Origin of the sequence: Solibacillus sp. CAU 1738 (genome assembly GCF_039888725.1) — a bacterium.
In the GTDB taxonomy this organism is placed as follows: Bacteria; Bacillota; Bacilli; order Bacillales_A; family Planococcaceae; genus Metasolibacillus.
Genome location: NZ_JBDQQN010000002.1, coordinates 805777 through 824199 on the forward strand (window position 1 = coordinate 805777; position 18423 = coordinate 824199).

General features: G+C 38.3%; 18 protein-coding genes and 1 pseudogene. 2 read left to right on the forward strand and 17 right to left on the reverse strand.

What is annotated here, in order from left to right; translation table 11 throughout:
- Positions 1–24: 24 nt before the first annotated feature.
- The 15 genes and pseudogenes from AAFN87_RS09215 to AAFN87_RS09285 all read right to left on the reverse strand — a co-directional run bounded on the left by AAFN87_RS09215 (position 25) and on the right by AAFN87_RS09285 (position 14353).
- Positions 25–1935: a stage V sporulation protein D gene (locus AAFN87_RS09215; RefSeq protein ID WP_347790748.1), complete on the reverse strand. Its 1911-nt coding sequence runs from the start codon at positions 1933–1935 to the stop codon at positions 25–27.
- A gap of 60 nt (positions 1936–1995) precedes the next feature.
- Complete coding sequence (locus tag AAFN87_RS09220) at positions 1996–4158, reverse strand: penicillin-binding transpeptidase domain-containing protein (RefSeq protein ID WP_347790749.1); 2163 nt, start codon at positions 4156–4158, stop codon at positions 1996–1998.
- A 38-nt stretch (positions 4159–4196) separates the two neighbouring features.
- On the reverse strand, positions 4197–4583 hold the full coding sequence (ftsL, locus tag AAFN87_RS09225) for a cell division protein FtsL (RefSeq protein ID WP_347790750.1): 387 nt from the start codon (positions 4581–4583) through the stop codon (positions 4197–4199).
- A 2-nt stretch (positions 4584–4585) separates the two neighbouring features.
- Positions 4586–5536: a 16S rRNA (cytosine(1402)-N(4))-methyltransferase RsmH gene (rsmH, locus tag AAFN87_RS09230; RefSeq protein WP_347790751.1), complete on the reverse strand. Its 951-nt coding sequence runs from the start codon at positions 5534–5536 to the stop codon at positions 4586–4588.
- A gap of 25 nt (positions 5537–5561) precedes the next feature.
- On the reverse strand, positions 5562–5993 hold the full coding sequence (gene mraZ / locus AAFN87_RS09235; RefSeq protein ID WP_347790752.1) for a division/cell wall cluster transcriptional repressor MraZ: 432 nt from the start codon (positions 5991–5993) through the stop codon (positions 5562–5564).
- Positions 5994–6168: 175 nt separating this feature from the next.
- Complete coding sequence (bshC, locus tag AAFN87_RS09240) at positions 6169–7785, reverse strand: bacillithiol biosynthesis cysteine-adding enzyme BshC (RefSeq protein ID WP_347790753.1); 1617 nt, start codon at positions 7783–7785, stop codon at positions 6169–6171.
- Positions 7786–7914: 129 nt separating this feature from the next.
- Positions 7915–8295, reverse strand: a complete 381-nt coding sequence (locus tag AAFN87_RS09245; protein ID WP_347790842.1) for a DUF3397 domain-containing protein — start codon at positions 8293–8295, stop codon at positions 7915–7917.
- 5 nt (positions 8296–8300) lie between these two features.
- Positions 8301–9203, reverse strand: a complete 903-nt coding sequence (locus AAFN87_RS09250; RefSeq protein WP_347790754.1) for a ketopantoate reductase family protein — start codon at positions 9201–9203, stop codon at positions 8301–8303.
- Between the two features lie 83 nt (positions 9204–9286).
- Positions 9287–10822: an acyl-CoA carboxylase subunit beta gene (locus tag AAFN87_RS09255; protein WP_347790755.1), complete on the reverse strand. Its 1536-nt coding sequence runs from the start codon at positions 10820–10822 to the stop codon at positions 9287–9289.
- Positions 10823–10843: 21 nt separating this feature from the next.
- Positions 10844–11056 carry a biotin/lipoyl-binding carrier protein gene (locus tag AAFN87_RS09260; RefSeq protein WP_347790756.1) on the reverse strand — a complete coding sequence of 71 codons (213 nt, stop codon included), beginning with the start codon at positions 11054–11056 and terminating at the stop codon, positions 10844–10846.
- Positions 11057–11184: 128 nt separating this feature from the next.
- Positions 11185–11565 carry a transcriptional regulator gene (locus AAFN87_RS09265; protein WP_347790757.1) on the reverse strand — a complete coding sequence of 127 codons (381 nt, stop codon included), beginning with the start codon at positions 11563–11565 and terminating at the stop codon, positions 11185–11187.
- 110 nt (positions 11566–11675) lie between these two features.
- Positions 11676–12440, reverse strand: a complete 765-nt coding sequence (locus AAFN87_RS09270) for an enoyl-CoA hydratase/isomerase family protein (RefSeq protein WP_347790758.1) — start codon at positions 12438–12440, stop codon at positions 11676–11678.
- 404 nt (positions 12441–12844) lie between these two features.
- Positions 12845–13102: pseudogene (locus AAFN87_RS09275) on the reverse strand (transposase); the annotation flags it as partial.
- A gap of 520 nt (positions 13103–13622) precedes the next feature.
- Positions 13623–13796 (reverse strand): 50S ribosomal protein L32, encoded by a 174-nt coding sequence (gene rpmF, locus AAFN87_RS09280; RefSeq protein ID WP_066543222.1) that lies wholly within the window; start codon positions 13794–13796, stop codon positions 13623–13625.
- Between the two features lie 23 nt (positions 13797–13819).
- Positions 13820–14353, reverse strand: coding sequence for a YceD family protein (locus AAFN87_RS09285; protein WP_347790759.1), 534 nt, complete (start codon positions 14351–14353; stop codon positions 13820–13822).
- Positions 14354–14566: 213 nt separating this feature from the next.
- On the opposite strand from AAFN87_RS09285, the gene AAFN87_RS09290 reads away from it, so the two are divergent.
- On the forward strand, positions 14567–15775 hold the full coding sequence (locus AAFN87_RS09290) for a nucleotidyltransferase (RefSeq protein WP_347790760.1): 1209 nt from the start codon (positions 14567–14569) through the stop codon (positions 15773–15775).
- On the opposite strand, the gene AAFN87_RS09295 is transcribed toward AAFN87_RS09290, so the two are convergent.
- Positions 15772–16818 (reverse strand): SepM family pheromone-processing serine protease, encoded by a 1047-nt coding sequence (locus AAFN87_RS09295; protein WP_347790761.1) that lies wholly within the window; start codon positions 16816–16818, stop codon positions 15772–15774. The two genes, AAFN87_RS09290 and AAFN87_RS09295, sit on opposite strands and share 4 nt — an antisense overlap.
- 44 nt (positions 16819–16862) lie before the next feature.
- Here AAFN87_RS09295 and AAFN87_RS09300 point away from each other — a divergent pair, with 44 nt between their 5' ends.
- Positions 16863–17801, forward strand: a complete 939-nt coding sequence (locus AAFN87_RS09300; RefSeq protein ID WP_347790762.1) for a hypothetical protein — start codon at positions 16863–16865, stop codon at positions 17799–17801.
- A 129-nt stretch (positions 17802–17930) separates the two neighbouring features.
- Here the strand turns inward: AAFN87_RS09300 and coaD are convergent, their stop codons facing one another.
- A complete protein-coding gene (gene coaD / locus AAFN87_RS09305) occupies positions 17931–18419 on the reverse strand; it encodes a pantetheine-phosphate adenylyltransferase (protein WP_347790763.1) in 489 nt (162 codons plus the stop codon).
- Between the last annotated feature and the right edge of the window lie 4 nt (positions 18420–18423).

The window sequence follows — 18423 nt, forward strand, 5'->3', positions numbered from 1 at the left end:
CTCATTTTAAAAGAATTTATAGAATTAGTTAGTTAAATATAAATGAATTATCCCGTCTTGCTCAATCTTGTTCCCAGCAAGTGGCATTTGATCCGATACAATCTTTCCTTCTCCATGCCATTCAAGCTTGTATGGATAATATTGCTGCACAACTTCGTCAATCGTTTTACCTACAAAATCTGGAACTTCAGCCATAATCGGATCCGTCCAAACTGTAGCTTTGTCAATTTGCTCGCTCGACTTTTCAATGCCAATAATAGGAGCGATATCTTCTATAATTTGCCCAACAATTGGAGCAGCTATAAGTCCGCCGAATTGTAAATGACTTTTCGGATTGTCAATGGCAACATAAACAATTATTTGTGGGTTATCTGCAGGGGCAAATCCGATAAACGAAACGATGTAATCGCCCTCTTTATAGCGCCCATTTTCTACCTTTTGTGCTGTCCCCGTTTTACCACCTATTCGCAGTCCTTCACGAAATGCTTGCTTTCCTGAACCCTTTGCTACTACAGACTCTAACGCATGTCGAACTTGAGCAGAGGTAGCTTCACTAATAACCTGCCGCTTGGCAACAGGTTTTTGCTCCGAGATAACTCCGTCTTCACCAATAATTTTAGACACTACATATGGTGTATAAAGAGTTCCGCCATTAATTGCTGCTGCGACTGCTTGCATTTGCTGGATAGGTGTAACAGAAATACCTTGGCCAAACGACGTTGTTGCGTGTTCGACGGGACCAAAACCTTCTTCCGAAAATAATATTCCACTCGCTTCTCCAGCTATATTAGAGCCTGTCTTTTGTCCAAAACCGAAGTCTTTAATATATTGTAATAGCTTTGTAGAACCAACACGTTGCCCAAGCTCAATAAAACCGGGGTTGCAGGAGTTTTCTACTACTTCTAAAAACGTTTCATTTTTATGTCCTTCGCGTTTCCAACAACGAAGCTTTGCCCCTTCTACCATAGTGTAGCCAGCATCATAAAAATGGTCACGTTCAAGATCTACTACGCCTTCTTCTAATGCTGCACTAAGTGTAATGATTTTAAATGTTGAGCCCGGCTCATACGTCATAAAGACAGGCAAATTTCGGTTGTATATAGTAGAATCTACTTTCGCAAAATCCGCGGGGTCATATGTTGGGAACGAAGACAAGGCTAGAATTTCACCTGTATTTGGATTCATCGCCATACCGATTGCTTGATCCGCGTTTAAACGAATCATCGCTTGAGACAGCTCGCGTTCTAAAACTTGTTGAGCAGTTAAATCAATTGTTAATTCAACAGTCGCCCCAGCTTCTCCCTCTTTCCATTCATCATCGACGTGTTCCATCTCCGTGTTCTTCGCATCCATAAATAAGCGTATCGCCGCGTTATTGCCGGTTAATATTTTATCGTATTCATACTCTATCCCGGCTAAACCTTGGTTATCATAACCAGTAAACCCTATGAAACGTGATAGCAACGAACCGTACGGATAATGTCGCATATAATCGACACCGCTATAAAGTCCTTTTATCCCGAGCGCCTGTACAGCTTCTGCCTGCTCTTGTGTAATATTTTTCCCTTCAGGAGCAAGTTTTATAAGATATGCTTTCTTTTGCATTTTTTTTAGTAAACTTGCCTCATCAGCTTGCAATATTTGTGCCAATTGTTTAGCTGCAAGTTCTACATTATCATTTTGCGCAGGTATAAAATAAAGTGTTGGAGCAAGTTTATTCGTAACAATCTCTTCTCCATTGCGATCGACAATTTTACCTCTCTCAGTTGCAAAAGGTATTTCACGATCCCAATTAGCCTTTGCTATTTCTGTCAATTCATCTTGCTGTATAATTTGAACATAGATCAACCGAATTATGACTGCAATACCGTAAAATAAAAAAGCGAACACAATCCATTGTAACCGCTTTTTCGAATGTACTGAAATCCACTTCACAAAGCCACACTCCGTTTTTAACAAAGTATGTTTTGAAATGGACTTCTATTCAGTACAACTTTAATCTTGAGGTAATTGATCCTCTTCTGCGTCTACTTCTTCGGGCTCTTGAGCATAAATTTGTGCTGGTGTTTTTAGCTTCACGACTATTGGTGAAGTATCTAAAATGACTGTATTTGCAGATACACTCTGACTTTCGACATAGCCTTCACCAACAATTTCAATTGGTAGCTGTGACATCGTTTTATAGATGAGCATATTGCGGAGTGACCAGTTCTCAAATGATGGTAACGTTATTGGACCATCTGTTTTTAAAAATACGAGACTACCATTCGTTACTTGTAAATCCGCTTTTGGATATTGTTCAATTACAGAACCACCTTCACCAATAATAACTGGCGTTAACCCTTTATTAATCAGTTCTACTTGCACTGTTTCTGAAGCTTGACCGATATAATCAGGGAGTTTAGTTGTTTGTACTTCAGCTACTTGCTCAGGGTTAATATTCAAATACTTCAAACTATTTTCCATGACAGATTTAAATATTTCAGCAGCGGGCTCCGAACCAGACTCTGTTTCAGCTAACTTTGGTTTTTCAATAGCAATATACATAATCAATTGCGGGTCGTCTACTGGTGCCATTCCTAAAAAAGAATAAAGAAATTGATTTTTCCCCCAGTAATAGCCCCCACCCTCTTTAGGAATCTGAGCTGTCCCTGTTTTTCCAGCTACATCATAACCATCTAATGCAAAACGTCTTGCTGTACCTACTTCACTCGTAACTGTAGAAGCTAATATTTCACGTACTTGCTTAGCAGTTTCAGCAGATATTGGATTATCCTTGATGATTGGTCCATCATCTAAAATAATTCCACCTGTATTCGGATCTACTATTTTATCAATAACGAAAGGTTGCATCATTTGACCATCATTAGCTATAGCTGTCAGCGCCTGAATTAATTGAATTGGCGTAACTGTAGAACCTTGTCCAAAAGCTGTAGTTACTTTATTAATTGGATACTTCGTTAAAATCGTACCACTCGCTTCACCTGGTAAGTCAATTCCTGTTTTTTCACCAAATCCAAATTTATCCAAATAATCAATAAATGTATCAGCACCCATAATTTCGAGCAAATGCGCCATCGCTGTATTCGAAGAACGTTGGAAACCTTCTAAATAACTAATCCTGCCCCAACCGTTTGGATCATGGTCATTAATAGTAGAACCTAATATTGTGTATCTACCTGATTGATATTTTTCATTTGGATACCAGTTTCCTGAATCAATTGCTGCTGCAAGTGTAAATATCTTCATTGTTGAACCTGGTTCAATCACTTCTTCAATCGCTTCATTTAACCAATTAGATTCTAGACCTATTCGGTTGTCTGGATCGAATGTTGGACGCTGTGACATCGCTAATATCTCACCCGTTTTGGGATTTGCAACAACTGCAGTCATCGATTCAGGATTATATTTTTCTTCTACACGCGTCATCGACTCTTCTAAAAAATTTTGAATTGTTTTATCTAGAGTCAAATAAATATCGGCGCCATCTTTTGCAGGCTGAATCACTTTCTCGCTACTCGGCAATAAGTACCCGAATCTATCACTATCATATGATAATGACCCTGGAACTCCTGTTAACTGCTTATTATACGTATATTCCAAACCCATTTTACCGACGGTTTTCATCGTACTATCTTCTTGCTTTTCTTCTTGAGCAAAACCGATTAAGTGGGAGGCAAAAGCACCATTCGGATAATATCGTTTCGTATCACTAACAAAAATTATCCCCGGTAACTTTTCCTCTTTTATTGCGTTCATGACCTCGTGACTAATATTACGCCCCGCCGAGCCAAACTCTACTTGATACGGATCTCCTTCTTTAGTAAGACGAGCATAAATATCTTTTTCTTCCATCGGGATATATTCTGCTAGTACTCTCGCAGTTTTAGCGGGATCTACTACATGCTTTGGTTTATCAGCATTAGTTGTAACAGACTTTCTCACTACTGCAATCATTTTATAACTAAGCGTATCTTCTGCAATTATATTTTCATTACGATCTAATATACGTCCACGATTAGCCGATAAATTGTATTCCTTCGCATATCTTGCTGCAGCTTCCGCCTCTAATGAATAGCCTTTTAATTCGCCAGTCGTTTGTATATGAACGATACGCCAAAATAATAGTAAAAAGAGCCCTCCGTATATTAAAAACATCAGGAAGGCTCCACGTTGGAAACGAAATGTACTCTTTTTCATTCTCCCGGCACTACCTTTACATTTTTCTCGTTAAGAGTCAAACCGAGTTCTTTTGCTTTTTCCCAAATACGTTCATACGTAGATAGTTCACTTACACGTACTTTTAAATCCACATTTTGCTTAGAAACTTCTGAGATTTCTGATTCAATTTTTTGAATTTCAATGCTCGTAGTTTGGATTTTTCCTTGTGTATGTAATATTGATACTGCGAATAATGCAACGACTACCATAAACACAACGTACAGCAATTTTTCTCGCTTCGAAATAATAGAGTACTTCTTTTTATTGGTGGTCCCTTTTGTTGGCTGATAAGCGGGCTGCTGAGGTTGTGGTAATGTTGCTGGCTGTTGTATATACGGTTGCTGTCTTACACGTACCGCCATCTTCACCCACGTCCTTTATCATTTAATTTTTCAGCAATGCGTAACTTTGCTGAGCGCGAACGATTGTTTGCTTCTAACTCCTCATCTGTTGGTAAAATAGGTTTACGTGTTATTAACTTTAACGTCGGTTTCATATTGTCTGGAATTACGGGTAAACCAGGCGGCAAATCAGGTAATGAGGACGCTTCCTTAAAAATCGTTTTGCATAAACGGTCTTCTAAAGAATGGAAAGTTATAACACTTATTCTGCCACCGATTGCTAGTATATCGATCGCGTCTACTAATGAGTCTTCTGCTGCGCCTAACTCGTCATTTACAGCAATACGAATTGCTTGGAAAATACGTTTCGCTGGATGTCCACCTTTACGACGTGCCGGAGCAGGAATACCATCTTTAATTAATTCTACTAACTGACCTGTCGTTTCGATAGGTGCAGTCTTTCTCGCTTCTTCAATTTTGCGAGCAACTTGCTTAGAAAATTTTTCTTCTCCGTAACGGAAAAAAATGCGTACTAAATTTTCATAAGACCACTCATTAACAACATGGAATGCTGTTAGTTCAGCTGTTTGATCCATACGCATATCAAGTGGTGCATCATGATGATAGCTAAAGCCGCGCTCTGGCGTATCAAGCTGTGGTGACGAAACCCCTAAATCATATAAAATCCCGTCTACTTTTTGAATATTTAAAGCGTATAGCTCGTCCTTCAAATATCTGAAATTTGAATGAACAAATGTAATACGATCTAAATAATCAGCTAAACGAATTTTTGCATTATCGATTGCTATAGTATCTTGGTCGAAACAAATAAGACGACCTTTAGAGGATAATTGTTTTACTAAATACTCGCTATGACCTGCGCCACCTAAAGTACAGTCTACATATACACCATCGGGATTGATGTTCAATCCATCAACAGTTTCTTTTAATAACACGGTTGTATGATCGAACATGCCGTTTTACTCCTTTAATTGCAATTTAAAAATCAAAGCCTATCATATTCTCTGCGATTTCATTAAAAGACTCTTCAGATTCGTCGTAATACTTGTCCCAAGATTCTTTCGCCCAAATTTCAATCCTGCTCGATACACCTAAAATGACACACTCTTTTTCTAAATGAGCGTATGTAACGAGTGTAGATGGTATATTCATTCGGCCTTGCTTGTCCAAGTCGACTTCTGTTGCCCCTGAAAAGAAAAAACGAGCGAATGCACGTGCGTCTTTTTTAGTCATGGGCAAATCTTTTAATTTTTCTTCGAGTTTTCGCCATTCATCCATAGGGTAGCCAAAGATACAGTTATCTAATCCGCGCGTAATTACGAACGTTTCGCCTAACAAATCCCGGAACTTCGAAGGAATGATTAAACGTCCCTTCACATCAACGGAATGCTGATATTCTCCCATGAACATGCTACTCACCCCACTTTACTAAATAATGTACCACAACGCCCCACTTTGCACCACCTATTTCAAATAATTGTTGACAAGAATTGTGAAATTGTGTAATTAGACCTTACTAAGCAGTACTTATTTAGTACAGAAATACAAAAAAAGCCATTTCCCTTAAGGAAATAGCTCTTTTTTGTTACAATAGAACGATGTTGTGATAGTTAGATGGAACTAATTCAAGTTCCAATAAATCATCTACTAAAGACGGACCGTACTGATTAATATATTGATAAGGATTATATACACGTTCTTGGAAGCCATTATTCGGATATAGCTCCGCAGACAATAGATTAAATTGACGAAGTGCCACCTCATGCTTAACTAGTACTTGTTGCGCGAGTTTCTTACGCAAATAATCGAATTGCAATACGTGATATTGTTGATTTTTTTCAATTACATTGTGTAATGCAAGTTGTGTTTGTTGTAAATGTTGCTCTAGTTTATCTAATTGGTCTATTAATATTTCTTGCATCACATCGATTTGTCGCTGAGCTTCTAGATCTTGCACGCTATCGACAAACAAATCTTTTAATTCTTCTACTTTTCCTGCCGTGACATCTTCAAATGACAAATCATATTGCTTCAATAACGGATCCATAGCTCTTGTTACTAACGAAATATTTAAACGAGGTGCAAAAATCGGCATTTGCAACTGTAAAACATCGAATGCACCTTTTAATGTCGCCCAATACGCTAGCTCACCTGGACCACCGACAAATGCGAGCACCGGAATTGTCATTTCTTGCATAAGCGGTCGCGTTACAACATTATTACTCAAACATTCAGGCGAATTCTCTGCAACTAAAAGCAGCTCTTCTTGCGTCATTTTTATATGACCTAAAACATTTGAATAGTAATCGCCTTTTCTTTCTAGTAAAAAACGTTCCCCATCCTGAACAAAAAAAAGATTTGCATTACTTACAGTTGCCTCAATCGGTGTACCATAGCCAGCTGAGTTCAACTGCCCTTCCTTTTCAACAACAACGCGGGCAATTTCTTCATTATTTTCAATAATAGCTTTGAAATATTCTTTTTCATATTGGCGGAATGGTGTATAAGCTGAATCAACCATTAATAGCCCATGCTTAGCAAACAGGTCATTCATCAATGCGGTGAAAAACGCTGTAAATGTTTTACTATTTCGCAAATGGCTGAGCACATTATTTAGTAGTTCCTTTGTATACGCAGTTTCACCAAAATCTGCAAACACAGTGTGTACTAGACGTTCCATCTCCGCTTGATTTAAAGGTGTAGTTGAAGCCATCGTTTTACGTTTCGACCGTTCTCCGTAGCCTCTTTTTTTCACCATTCCTTCAACAATCGTAAACGTATGATTAATCTCTTCTAAATCATGGTCCTCTCCCGCAATCCAAAATAGCGGAACAACAGGCTGCCCTAATTTTTCACGTTGCTCTTTTGCCAATACTATAACCGAAATCGCTTTATGCACAGAATACATCGGTCCAGTAAATACACCCGCTTGCTGACCACCTACAACAACATGAGCCCCCGCTGCAAGCTCCGCTAAATGTTCTTCTGCCGCATTCGATATTCCGAACGGTGCCATATACGAACGTATGACTGCACTTAATTGTTCCGTATTGTATGATTTACTATTTAAATAATTTGCACGCTCTGAAAATGCTGCATCATTATATCGGTAATCAAAAAAAGAATGAATCGCCGCTTCTTCAGACCAATAATGTGCTAACAATTCATTTTGTACTGGTAATGTTCGTTGCTCCAGCTTCATTAAACAAACTCCTCTACTTTCTATCACTCTACTTGTAGTACACATTGTATAATTATTTTTATTTACTATGCTAATATATCCTTCTGCATTTATTGTAATCGTTCAAAGCGATTTCGAAAACGAATTTGCTTAAACTGAAACAAATTCCATAATATTAAGCACCAGACCAGCTACCCAAAGGAAAAAATAAATTGCACTTAGCAAAATAAAATAAACACGCCATATTTTTTTTAGCAGCTGCATTACTTCAATTTCCTTTTTTGTGCGCCAATCCATATATGTAAAAGCAATTGCGATAAATACCGCAATCATTATAAGCGGTAAGACGATAGATATGTCCCAGATGCTATTCACGGCTAGCGGGACCGAAAAGAATAGTAAAAACGTTGCCACGTCCGCTGCGAAACCAACTGATTTCACATTGCTAATTTTCATTTTCTTGCAAATAAAATATGTAATGATAAGTGCTATAAGTGGAAAAATTATTATTATCGCTAAAATAAATCCCATTATATTCACATTTTCTCACCGCTCTCCTCTACAGCCAACAATAAGCTGTATAATACTTGTAAAGTCGGCACCTCTTGTCCTATTTTTTTCGCTTTATTAATGACTGCTCCAACTATTGTCTCCGTCTCCAATTTCCGATTTTTCTGCCTGTCAGCTAGCATAGATGACGTATTATTCGCTGTGCGTTCACATAAATCATACACCGATTGAAACGGAAATGTTTGTTCCACGCTCGGAAAAGCTGCCATTAGTTCTTTATACAATTTCTGAAGCAAGTAAAATGCATGCTCATTATGAATCAATTGTCCGTTTTTCACTTCTAACAACGCCGTTAACGGATTAATAAAACAATTTAATAATGCCTTTTCAAACAACATTTGTTCTGCATCATTTTCTAGTTGTACAGAAAATGACTCAAGCTTAATAAAGTCTAATAATTGAACAACACGCTTATCCCCACGAGCAATTGCTAGTTTTAATACTCCTAGCCCTCTATGATATACAGACGTCTCCTCACCTTTTTGTGCCCCAAATTGCACTGAACCAAATGTAATATTTTCATGCTGTAAAGCTAACACTTTCTCCATATGGGCTAAGCCGTTTTGCAAGAATAGTAGCGGGACATCTGGTCGTAATTTAGCGAGAGAAGGATAAATCGATTGTAATGCATCATATTTAGTTGTGACGATCACTATTGCTCCATCTGTTATTTCTAGTTTTGACGTTGCTTGCACTTCAAATGTTTTTTGATCGCCATTTATTTCATATCGCGTAATACCGAGCATATTAATTTTTTCTGCTTGTTTAGGTCTTCTTGTTACAACCGTTACAGCATGTCCTGACTCACTTAAAAAGCTTGCCATTAATAACCCAACAGCGCCTGCTCCAATAATATAAATGCGTGTCATACACTCACCTCTATCGCAATTTAACGTAAAACAGCCCCAAAAGCTCAAGCAACACTTTTGGGACAGCTCTTCAATTCATTTTATTATACTGGATAGACAGGATGTTTACGAGAAGGGAGCGAAATTTGTTTAGAGCTATAATAGTTAATTCGCTGAATTAATGTTTCTCGTAAAAGATTAGGCGAGACTATTTCGTCGACTACCATTTCGGAAGCTAGTTTATATAAATCTATTTCTCGCTTATATTCTTCAATTTTATCTTTTACATACGCCATACGCTCTTTCGGATCCTCAATCGCTTCGATCTTATTCGAGTACACAGCGTTCACAGCCGCCTCTGGTCCCATTACCGCAATTTGTGCAGTCGGCAGTGCGATACAAACGTCCGGTTCAAATGCAGGTCCACACATAGCGTATAACCCCGCTCCGTAAGCCTTACGCACAATAACAGATATTTTCGGGACAGTTGCAGAGCTCATTGCTGAAATGAATTTTGCACCGTGTCGGATAATACCCGCTCGTTCTACCTTCGTCCCAATCATAAAGCCCGGAACGTCAGCTAAAAACAATAACGGAATAGAAAACGCATCACATAAAGTAATAAATTTAGCCGCTTTATCAGCCGAATCGACAAATAATACGCCACCTTTTACTTTCGGCTGGTTCGCAATTATACCAATGACTTGTCCGTCAATTCGTGCTATACCTGTAATTATTTCTGCCGCAAACAGCTTTTTAATTTCAAAAAAGCTATTTTCATCAATAAGCTGATCTATCAGTTCATACATATCAAAAGGTGCATTTTGATTTTCTGGAATAATTTCTTCTAATGTGCGCCCTGCAATTGGAGGGCGCATTTCTTTAAGTGGAGGTAGCTGCACGAAATTCGCAGGGAAGTAGCTAATGTACTGCTTCGCAAGTGCAATTGCTTGTTCCTCAGAAGGAACTAATACATCACCACAACCACTCACCGTACAATGCATACGTGCTCCACCCATTTCTTCTAAGCTAACCTTTTCTCCGATCACCTTTTCAGCCATACGTGGTGAGCCTAAATACATCGACGCATTACCTTCTACCATAATAACAATATCGCAAAACGCCGGAATATAGGCTCCCCCTGCTGCTGAAGGACCAAATAAAATACAAACTTGCGGAATCATCCCGCTAAGACGTACTTGATTGTGGAAAATTCGCCCTGCACCTCGGCGCCCAGGAAACATCTCTAACTGATCGGTAATGCGTGCACCCGCTGAATCAACTAAATATAATAATGGTACTTGTAATTTTTCAGCCGTTTCTTGTATACGTATAATTTTTTCAACTGTACGAGAGCCCCATGAACCCGCTTTTATAGTAGAATCATTTGCCATCACACAAATAGTTTGCCCATCTACTTTACCGATTGCACAAACGACACCATCGGAAGGTAAATCGCCCGCTTCACAATTAGCAAAGCGGCCATCCTCCTCATATAGTCCATTATCAAAAAGTAAATTTAGCCGATCACGGACAAATAATTTATTTGTTTCCTGTAACTTATCGTGATACTTCTGCGCACCACCCGCATAAATTTCATCGATTTTATTTTGTAATTGCTCGTTATATAATTTTACCATCCTTTTCACCCCTATGTGGCGTTATGCTAGTTCTACTAAAATTGCTTCTTCATCAATAAAATCGCCTTCAGCAACTAAAATTTTTACAACCGTACCAGCAACTTCGGCTTCACAAGGAATTTCCATCTTCATAGACTCTAAAATAATGAGCGTTTGTCCCGCAGTTACTACGTCCCCTTCTTTTACACTTACTTCAAAAACTGTTCCTGCCATTGGTGCCTTTACTTGTGTCATACAAAATCCCCCTTTGCATAATTCGAACAACAAGGTTCCATTTCATTGTACGTTACACACGCGAGCGATTCCAATCATTTTTCACTTATTCTCTTATAAATTCAATAATTTTCTAGTTTAAGTGCAATTTAATGTTTTTGTGTTAAATGCATTCCTTGCTGTAGCCATTTTACTAGCTTGTCATGCTCCGTTTGTAATTCATGGTATTTCAATTCAAGTTCTTGATACGCTTCAGTTAGCTCATCAAAACTAGTTAACGCTAGTTTTAAATGACTACGCATTAACTGTTTCGGTCTTTTTTTCACACTCCCTAGCATTTGCCCGTATTGACCGCGCAACGTTTTATTCCAACGAAAACCGCATGCTTGCTTTGTGCGATTTAACACATTTGCAGCTTCCGCAAAAGCATCTAGTTGTGTTTTACCATTTTGCACAAACTGAATAACGATTTCCGCTAATTTTTCATCATCTTCAGGTGTCCATTGGTCTTTTCTTCTTTTCGCTTCCATCTCTATCACCTCTCATTTTTTACTACTATATGCGTAAAGTGACGAAATAGAATCGCTATTTTAAATGAAAAAGAGGTTCGTGAACAATTTATTCACACACCTCTTGTTAATTATTTCTTCGATTTTGTTAAGAAGCTATTGACCGCTTCATGATGTGCTTCACTTTCCCATAGTTTTGCACAAGTCCGCACTTCATCCATGACACGTTCGTACATATTGCGTTCACGCCATTTTCGCAGCTCAATCTCTTTATATGCTTGGTGGACAGACGGATGAATCTTGCGCATTTCTGCAATAAATTCGTCTAGCGCCACTTCTTTCGAGCCCTCAAACACTCGCATTGCCCATCCTATGTCATAGAGTAATTGTGCTTCATACGGCTTCGCATCTACTAACATTTTTAACGCACGGTCATGCCGCAGTCCACGTTCAAATAAATACGTACCACCACCCCAGCCACTCGTAATAGCTAATGTGCCTTGTATGAAGCCCGCTTTCGCATGGCTCGCCATTAAACGAAAATCACATGCTGTAGCAATTTCGCAGCCACCCCCTACAGCAGTGCCGTTAATTAGTGCAATTGTTGGTACAGGCAAAGTAGCTAGTTCATACAATATATTGCCCATCTTACTTAACATTCCAAATGCTTGGTCCTCAGTTTCTAATGCATGAAATACAGAAAGGTCGCCACCTGAACAAAACGATTTTTCTCCTACACCTGTCACCACTAAAAAACGAACATCATCATGTTCTTTTATATATGTAATTACTTCTTTTAAACCATCCATCACTTCATCATTTACAGCATTCCGTTTTTCTTCTCGATTAATAGTAAATGTTAATATCCCATCGTTTTTATCAATTAAATAAGCCATGTATTTATCCCCTTAAATATTATGTCAAAATAGTTCATCTTTCTTAAGCATAACGAACGATATTTCATTTGACAAGGAATGAACGCTATATTTTTCGAATGTTCAGGTTATTTTAATCGCAGTAAATTAACAGAAACAGAGTTTTAAGGTTTCACGTCAAATGTCGATGTGTACTACTTCTAGATGCATCAAAATATAGTGCATCCTTTTTGAATGGGGGCGTTGATTTCCATTTTGGGCCGGACGCTTTCCTGGGGGCACGGCTCCAACTAAATTTTTTCGGTCGGGGTCGAAAAAATTGGATTTTCCGCACGCGCTAATCCCCAAGGAGTCGCCGCCCCTTCATTCCAATCAACGCGTCCTTAACAAGAATGAGCGCTTACTTCATTGTATTCATGATTGTGTGAGTGTTCTACTAAGTCAACGTCCGATACATTATTAATTTTCTTTAATAATAAGTACTTAAACATGCGAATTGGGTGAATCGCGTTACGTCCGTTATCCAAACAATATTTTGTTTTTAACTCTACTAAAATAAATGAAAAATCAACAAGTTCATTAAATTTGCTGAGCATATTATCTTTTGGCACAACAATATCGTAAATTCCCATTAACGGTCTTAAGTTGAGTGTTTCTTGATTTGAAATTACCGGGAGCACCATCTGCATATTATTTTAACGGAGATGAGAGGGATTTTGCGACACTTTATCTTGTTTGGAGAAGCGTCCGCTCGACTCCTGCGGGATAGCGGAGAAATTTAGACCCCGCAGGAGCTATAGAGGAACGCAGCCTAAGTACGCCACATCCTTGTGGCAACGGCTTCGTGACCAACATCGTGTTGCACTGAGGAGGCTAAATCCTACGCCCGCGGAAAGCGAGCGGTAAGCTTCGGAAAACAACTGGAGAACAACATTTTTTAAAAGAGTTATTCGGAGATTAATCCTTGGATAGCTCTAAAGGTGAAACTATATGGACTTTTTCAGTACCCTCCCACAATTCACCTTTTCATTATTTACTTCTCGTTAATTCAAGTATATAAAAAAGAGTGAGCTTGTGCTTTTTTGTACGAAATTGAGTGAATCCCTCAACAAATATTATAAAACCATTATTTCAGCCCATAAAGAAAAGGCGATAAGAGAGCCATGGCCTCTCTTATCGCCTTTATATAGCGCAAATACTGAATTATTTGCTTACTACTTCTTTACCTTTGTATTGTCCGCAAGCTTTGCAAATACGGTGAGCTAATTTTGCTTCACCACAGTTTGGGCAAGCTACCATACCAGGTACAGATAATTTGAAATGCGTACGACGCTTTCTTTTTGCAGTTTTAGAAGTTCTTCTAAATGGTACAGCCATTGTGGCACCTCCTTACAGATTATCTATTCATCTGTTTGATCAAAATACTTAGCTAAAGCAGCCAGTCTTGGATCCAATTTTGGTTCGTCATTTTTACGACTAAGTTCAACATCTTCATCCGTTGTGTAAGACCAATTTTTTCCGCCATGCACTTGTCCTTCGGTATTCTCTTTGAATACTTGCATCGGCACTTCAAGAAGCACTAGCTCCTCTAAAACTGGCTTCATGTCGATTACTTCACCATCAATATAGTGAATGTCACCGCCAAGATCCCCTCGTTTTTCTTCGTCGACCCAGCTAAATACTTCAGCCGTTTCCACTTCGATAGGAAACTCAACGTCTTCCCATGTGCGGGCACAAGGAAGAGTTAATGTCGCACTTAATGTAAATTGACAAGTCATTTGCGATGCACCGAATGTACATAGCCCTTTTACATGAACGGGTGAGATAGCTCGAATATCCTGGTTGCGATCCATTACTTCATCCAATTGTACGTAAGTATCAATTGGCATCCCGTTTTGGCGATACTTTGATAATTGATGAATTGACCATTTCATTCGTTAATCACCTCTAGACAACACTGTTGATTATATAGATATATAAAATAGATGTCAAGATAATTTCTTGTCACTACTCGAAAACACACTTATAATCAATACAGATTGAGTATTATTTGCAAGAAATTATTTCTTCGTGTTTTAAAATAGTATTTTCAAACGCGTTTAATAAATCATTGCATAAAGATATATTTTACTGTGAGGTGATAAATTATGCAAGCAGTCGGTGTAGTTGTGGAATATAATCCTTTTCATAACGGGCATGCCTATCATGCAGAGCAAGCAAAAAAAATTACAGAAGCTGATGCTGTCATCGCAGTCATGAGCGGACAATTTTTACAACGGGGTGAACCCGCTCTTGTCGATAAATGGGCACGGACGAAAATGGCACTCGCTAGCGGTGTAGATATTGTAATTGAGCTACCTTACGTTTTTAGCACCGCCCAAGCGAATCAATTTGCTTACGGAGCTATCTTTCTACTAAGTGCGATGCAATGTAAAACATTCGCTTTTGGTAGCGAAGACGGGCGCATAACACCGTTTATTAATAGCTTTGAATTAATTAATAAAAACCGGACGCAATATAACGCACTCATAAAGCAGTATATGTCTTTGGGGATTAGCTATCCAAAAGCATTGCACGAAGCCTATGCACAGCTACAACAGCAGTTTTCTGGAAATTATATTGATTTAGCACAGCCTAACAATATTTTAGGCTTACATTATATCGAGGCGGCACAAACGCTAAAAAGCCCGATACGACCTGTAACGATTCCACGTATCGGTGCTGGTTATCATGATGACGCTGATAAAATGAGCTCAATTGCTAGTGCAACAGGTATTCGAAAAGCATTATTTGAAGCAAAGGATCTAACAAATGTTGAACAATTCATGCCAACGACATCTTTAGCTGAACTAACTAAATGGCAACAATCTTATAATATATTCGGTAGCTGGGAAGCGTTCTGGCCACTTTTAAAGTTTGCGATTTTACGACATACTCCCGAGCAATTAACCGCCTTTGCGGACGTTACAGAAGGCTTACAATACGCGCTTATAAAACATGCAAAAACGAGTAACTCTTTTATTGAATTTATGACGCTAATTAAATCCAAACGCTATACTTGGACAAGGCTTCAACGAATGCTGACACATATTTATACAGGTATTACAAAAGAGCAGCTCCATTCGTATAAGGAACCAAGTTATATCCGTTTACTCGGCATGACAGATGCGGGTCAGCGTTATTTATCGGAACATAAAAAACATTTTGATCTCCCATTAATTAGCCGTGTAGCTGCAGTTCAAGATAATTTACTGGAAATTGATTTACACGCAACAACAATGTATGGTATCGGTATAAACTTGCACACAAACAAAAAAATAGATGGCGATTTCAAAACGCCACCTATTCGACTTTAATGTTTCGGCTCTAATGCTTCTAAATAAGCTAATGCATCATCTAATGTTTTAACCGGTACGATTTTCATTGTCGTACCGATTTCTTCTGCCGTTTTTAAAGCTGCATCATAATTAGATACTAAATTAGGATTAAATTCTAACATTTTGTCGGTAATTTCATCATCTGGTGCAAAGAAAATTTCCATTCCATCTTTGTCTGCTGCTACAACTTTCCGTTCAATGCCTCCGATCCGCCCAACCGTACCATCTTCATACATTTCACCTGTCCCAGCTACAGTATAGCCTTTTGTTAAATCTTCGTCTAAAAGCTGATTTAAAATTTCAAGTGTAAACATTAAGCCGGCAGACGGGCCACCGATATCTTCAGTATCCATCTTTACTTTTGGATCCGTTTTAATTGATTTACTCTCTGTAAACGTTACACCAAGACCAATTCGCCCTTCTGTCCCAGGGATTTCCTTTAATCGAATCGTTTTATCAATCAATTCATTATTGCGATTAATTACGAGTGTAACGTCTTGATTTTTATTGACATTTTGAATTTTTTCTACTAATTCAGCCTGTCTCTCAATACGTTCTCCGTTTACTTCAACTATTTCATCGCCAGCCTTAATAATCCCCTCTGCCGCACCGCCCTTTAGTACATTGAGCACGTACACACCTTTATATGTGACACTATAATCTAATTTAGCCTTTGAAAATGCTACATATAGAGCATTAAACTGAGAATCGTTCATAAGCTTTAATTGTCTAACCCTGTATTCTTCATCGTCTTCTTCTTCTTGCCGCACCCTATTTATCGGTATAATTTCATGATGCTCTTTTACTTTCGCTATGGCATATAACAGCGGGGTTGCACGAATCATAGATACAGTCATTAAATTAAATGAACCTTCATCAAGTTCATCACCGTTTTGAACAGTTATGAAACGACTTACATCATACGCACTCCCTGGACTCATTACGTACGCATCGAGCTTATAGAAAGATAAAAAGCCCACTAAAACAGAGACAATCGTAAGCGCTATTAACTTTTTTTTCATTATGTACCCCACCTTCTTTTGTGTGCGACTAACGGCAAACTTTTTTGCATATAGTTAGTGTAGCACTTGCTTCTACAGTTGACAAAATATCGAAAAGAGCTGATCGTATCATTCATTTTTTCACCGTGTTCATTTGTATAACGTTACTTATTTTACTCCTGTTATTCCCAGGTGTCGCGCACGAAGGAACAGATTTAGGTGTTCATTTATTTATGGAGGCATTATTCCCTTATTTATTGCCTTATTTAATATTAACTGGTTGGCTACTTCGAATGACGGCCAAGCATACTGCTCATCCCTTTTTACTTTATTTAAAAACATATGCAATTAGTGCAATTGGAGGCTTTCCAACAGGAGCCGCCTCAATAGTTCAGCTCGTAAAATCCGAGGAACTGTCGAAAAAAGAAGCAGCGATTCTTCTCGGCATTTGCCATTGTCCAAGCCCGTTATTCGTTATTGGATATGTTGGTTTAGATTTACTCGGAGATGCATCAATAAGTTGGCAATATTTAATCTTATTACATAGCTTTTCATTGTTATTACTTTGTATCGTTTATTTTTACCTACCTCATAAAAAAAATACAAGAGCCTCATTCATTTCTACACGTAATGCTTTTTCAAATAGCGTAAAAGATAGTATGCCAACCGTTTTTATCGTATGTGCTACGATTATTTTTTTCACTACAATTTATACAGTCATCATGCATAGTATGAACCAGTTTTTCACATTACATGAGAATGTACAAATATTATTTGCAGCTATTCTTGAAATGACAAATGGTCTTCAACTTATGAATGAATATTTAGTAAATGATTTACTAATTATAGGATTAATTACAGGCTTAACTGCACAAAGTTTAAGCATCCATATGCAAGTACTTGTTATAGCGAAAACAGGCTCTGTTGCGTTTCGTCCGTATATTTTCATGCGCCTGCTGTACATTATTACAATCCCAGTGCTGTATTGGCTAATATTTATTTAAAAAAAGGGTGTACAGAAAGTAAAATATTTCTGTACACCCTTTTCGCTCTTTGATAATTATCAATCAAGAAATATTGCTCCTGTGTTGGTCGCATCAAAATGCCACCGCCTCGCGAGCAAAGGTTGCGTCTTAATTCATTTTAAATTTATCCTTCAGTGCCTGATCCACTACAGCTGGCACGAGTTCTCCGACATTCCCACCGTATTTCGCCACTTCCTTGACGATGCTCGAGCTTAGGAAGGAATATTGATTTTTTGTCATAATGAAAAATGTTTCGATATTTTCATCGAGAACGCGGTTCATCGAAGTAATTTGCATTTCATATTCGAAATCTGAAACAGCACGCAAGCCACGAACGATGGCCTTTGCATTTTTTTCCTTCGCATAGTCAATTAATAAACCTGACGAGCTTTCAATACGAATATTTGAAAAATCCTTCGTTACCTCTGCAATTAAAGCAATACGTTCATCTATCGAGAATAACGGATGTTTTGCTGAATTATTTAACACCGCAACGTAGACAATATCAAATACATCGGCTGCACGGCCTATAATATCTAAATGTCCCTTCGTTATCGGGTCAAAGCTACCAGGAACTACTGCAATTTTTTCAGACAATTGT

Bases quoted from the DNA above. Each gene is read 5' to 3' on its own strand.
- AAFN87_RS09220 (WP_347790749.1), bottom strand. From the start codon at position 4,158: ATGTTTTTAATATACGGAGGGCTCTTTTTACTATTATTTTGGCGTATC.
- ftsL (WP_347790750.1), bottom strand. From the start codon at position 4,583: ATGGCGGTACGTGTAAGACAGCAACCGTATATACAACAGCCAGCAACA.
- rsmH (WP_347790751.1), bottom strand. From the start codon at position 5,536: ATGTTCGATCATACAACCGTGTTATTAAAAGAAACTGTTGATGGATTG.
- mraZ (WP_347790752.1), bottom strand. From the start codon at position 5,993: ATGTTCATGGGAGAATATCAGCATTCCGTTGATGTGAAGGGACGTTTA.
- bshC (WP_347790753.1), bottom strand. From the start codon at position 7,785: ATGAAGCTGGAGCAACGAACATTACCAGTACAAAATGAATTGTTAGCA.
- AAFN87_RS09245 (WP_347790842.1), bottom strand. From the start codon at position 8,295: ATGGGATTTATTTTAGCGATAATAATAATTTTTCCACTTATAGCACTT.
- AAFN87_RS09250 (WP_347790754.1), bottom strand. From the start codon at position 9,203: ATGACACGCATTTATATTATTGGAGCAGGCGCTGTTGGGTTATTAATG.
- AAFN87_RS09255 (WP_347790755.1), bottom strand. From the start codon at position 10,822: ATGGTAAAATTATATAACGAGCAATTACAAAATAAAATCGATGAAATT.
- AAFN87_RS09260 (WP_347790756.1), bottom strand. From the start codon at position 11,056: ATGACACAAGTAAAGGCACCAATGGCAGGAACAGTTTTTGAAGTAAGT.
- AAFN87_RS09265 (WP_347790757.1), bottom strand. From the start codon at position 11,565: ATGGAAGCGAAAAGAAGAAAAGACCAATGGACACCTGAAGATGATGAA.
- AAFN87_RS09270 (WP_347790758.1), bottom strand. From the start codon at position 12,440: ATGGCTTATTTAATTGATAAAAACGATGGGATATTAACATTTACTATT.
- rpmF (WP_066543222.1), bottom strand. From the start codon at position 13,796: ATGGCTGTACCATTTAGAAGAACTTCTAAAACTGCAAAAAGAAAGCGT.
- AAFN87_RS09285 (WP_347790759.1), bottom strand. From the start codon at position 14,353: ATGAAATGGTCAATTCATCAATTATCAAAGTATCGCCAAAACGGGATG.
- AAFN87_RS09290 (WP_347790760.1), top strand. From the start codon at position 14,567: ATGCAAGCAGTCGGTGTAGTTGTGGAATATAATCCTTTTCATAACGGG.
- AAFN87_RS09295 (WP_347790761.1), bottom strand. From the start codon at position 16,818: ATGAAAAAAAAGTTAATAGCGCTTACGATTGTCTCTGTTTTAGTGGGC.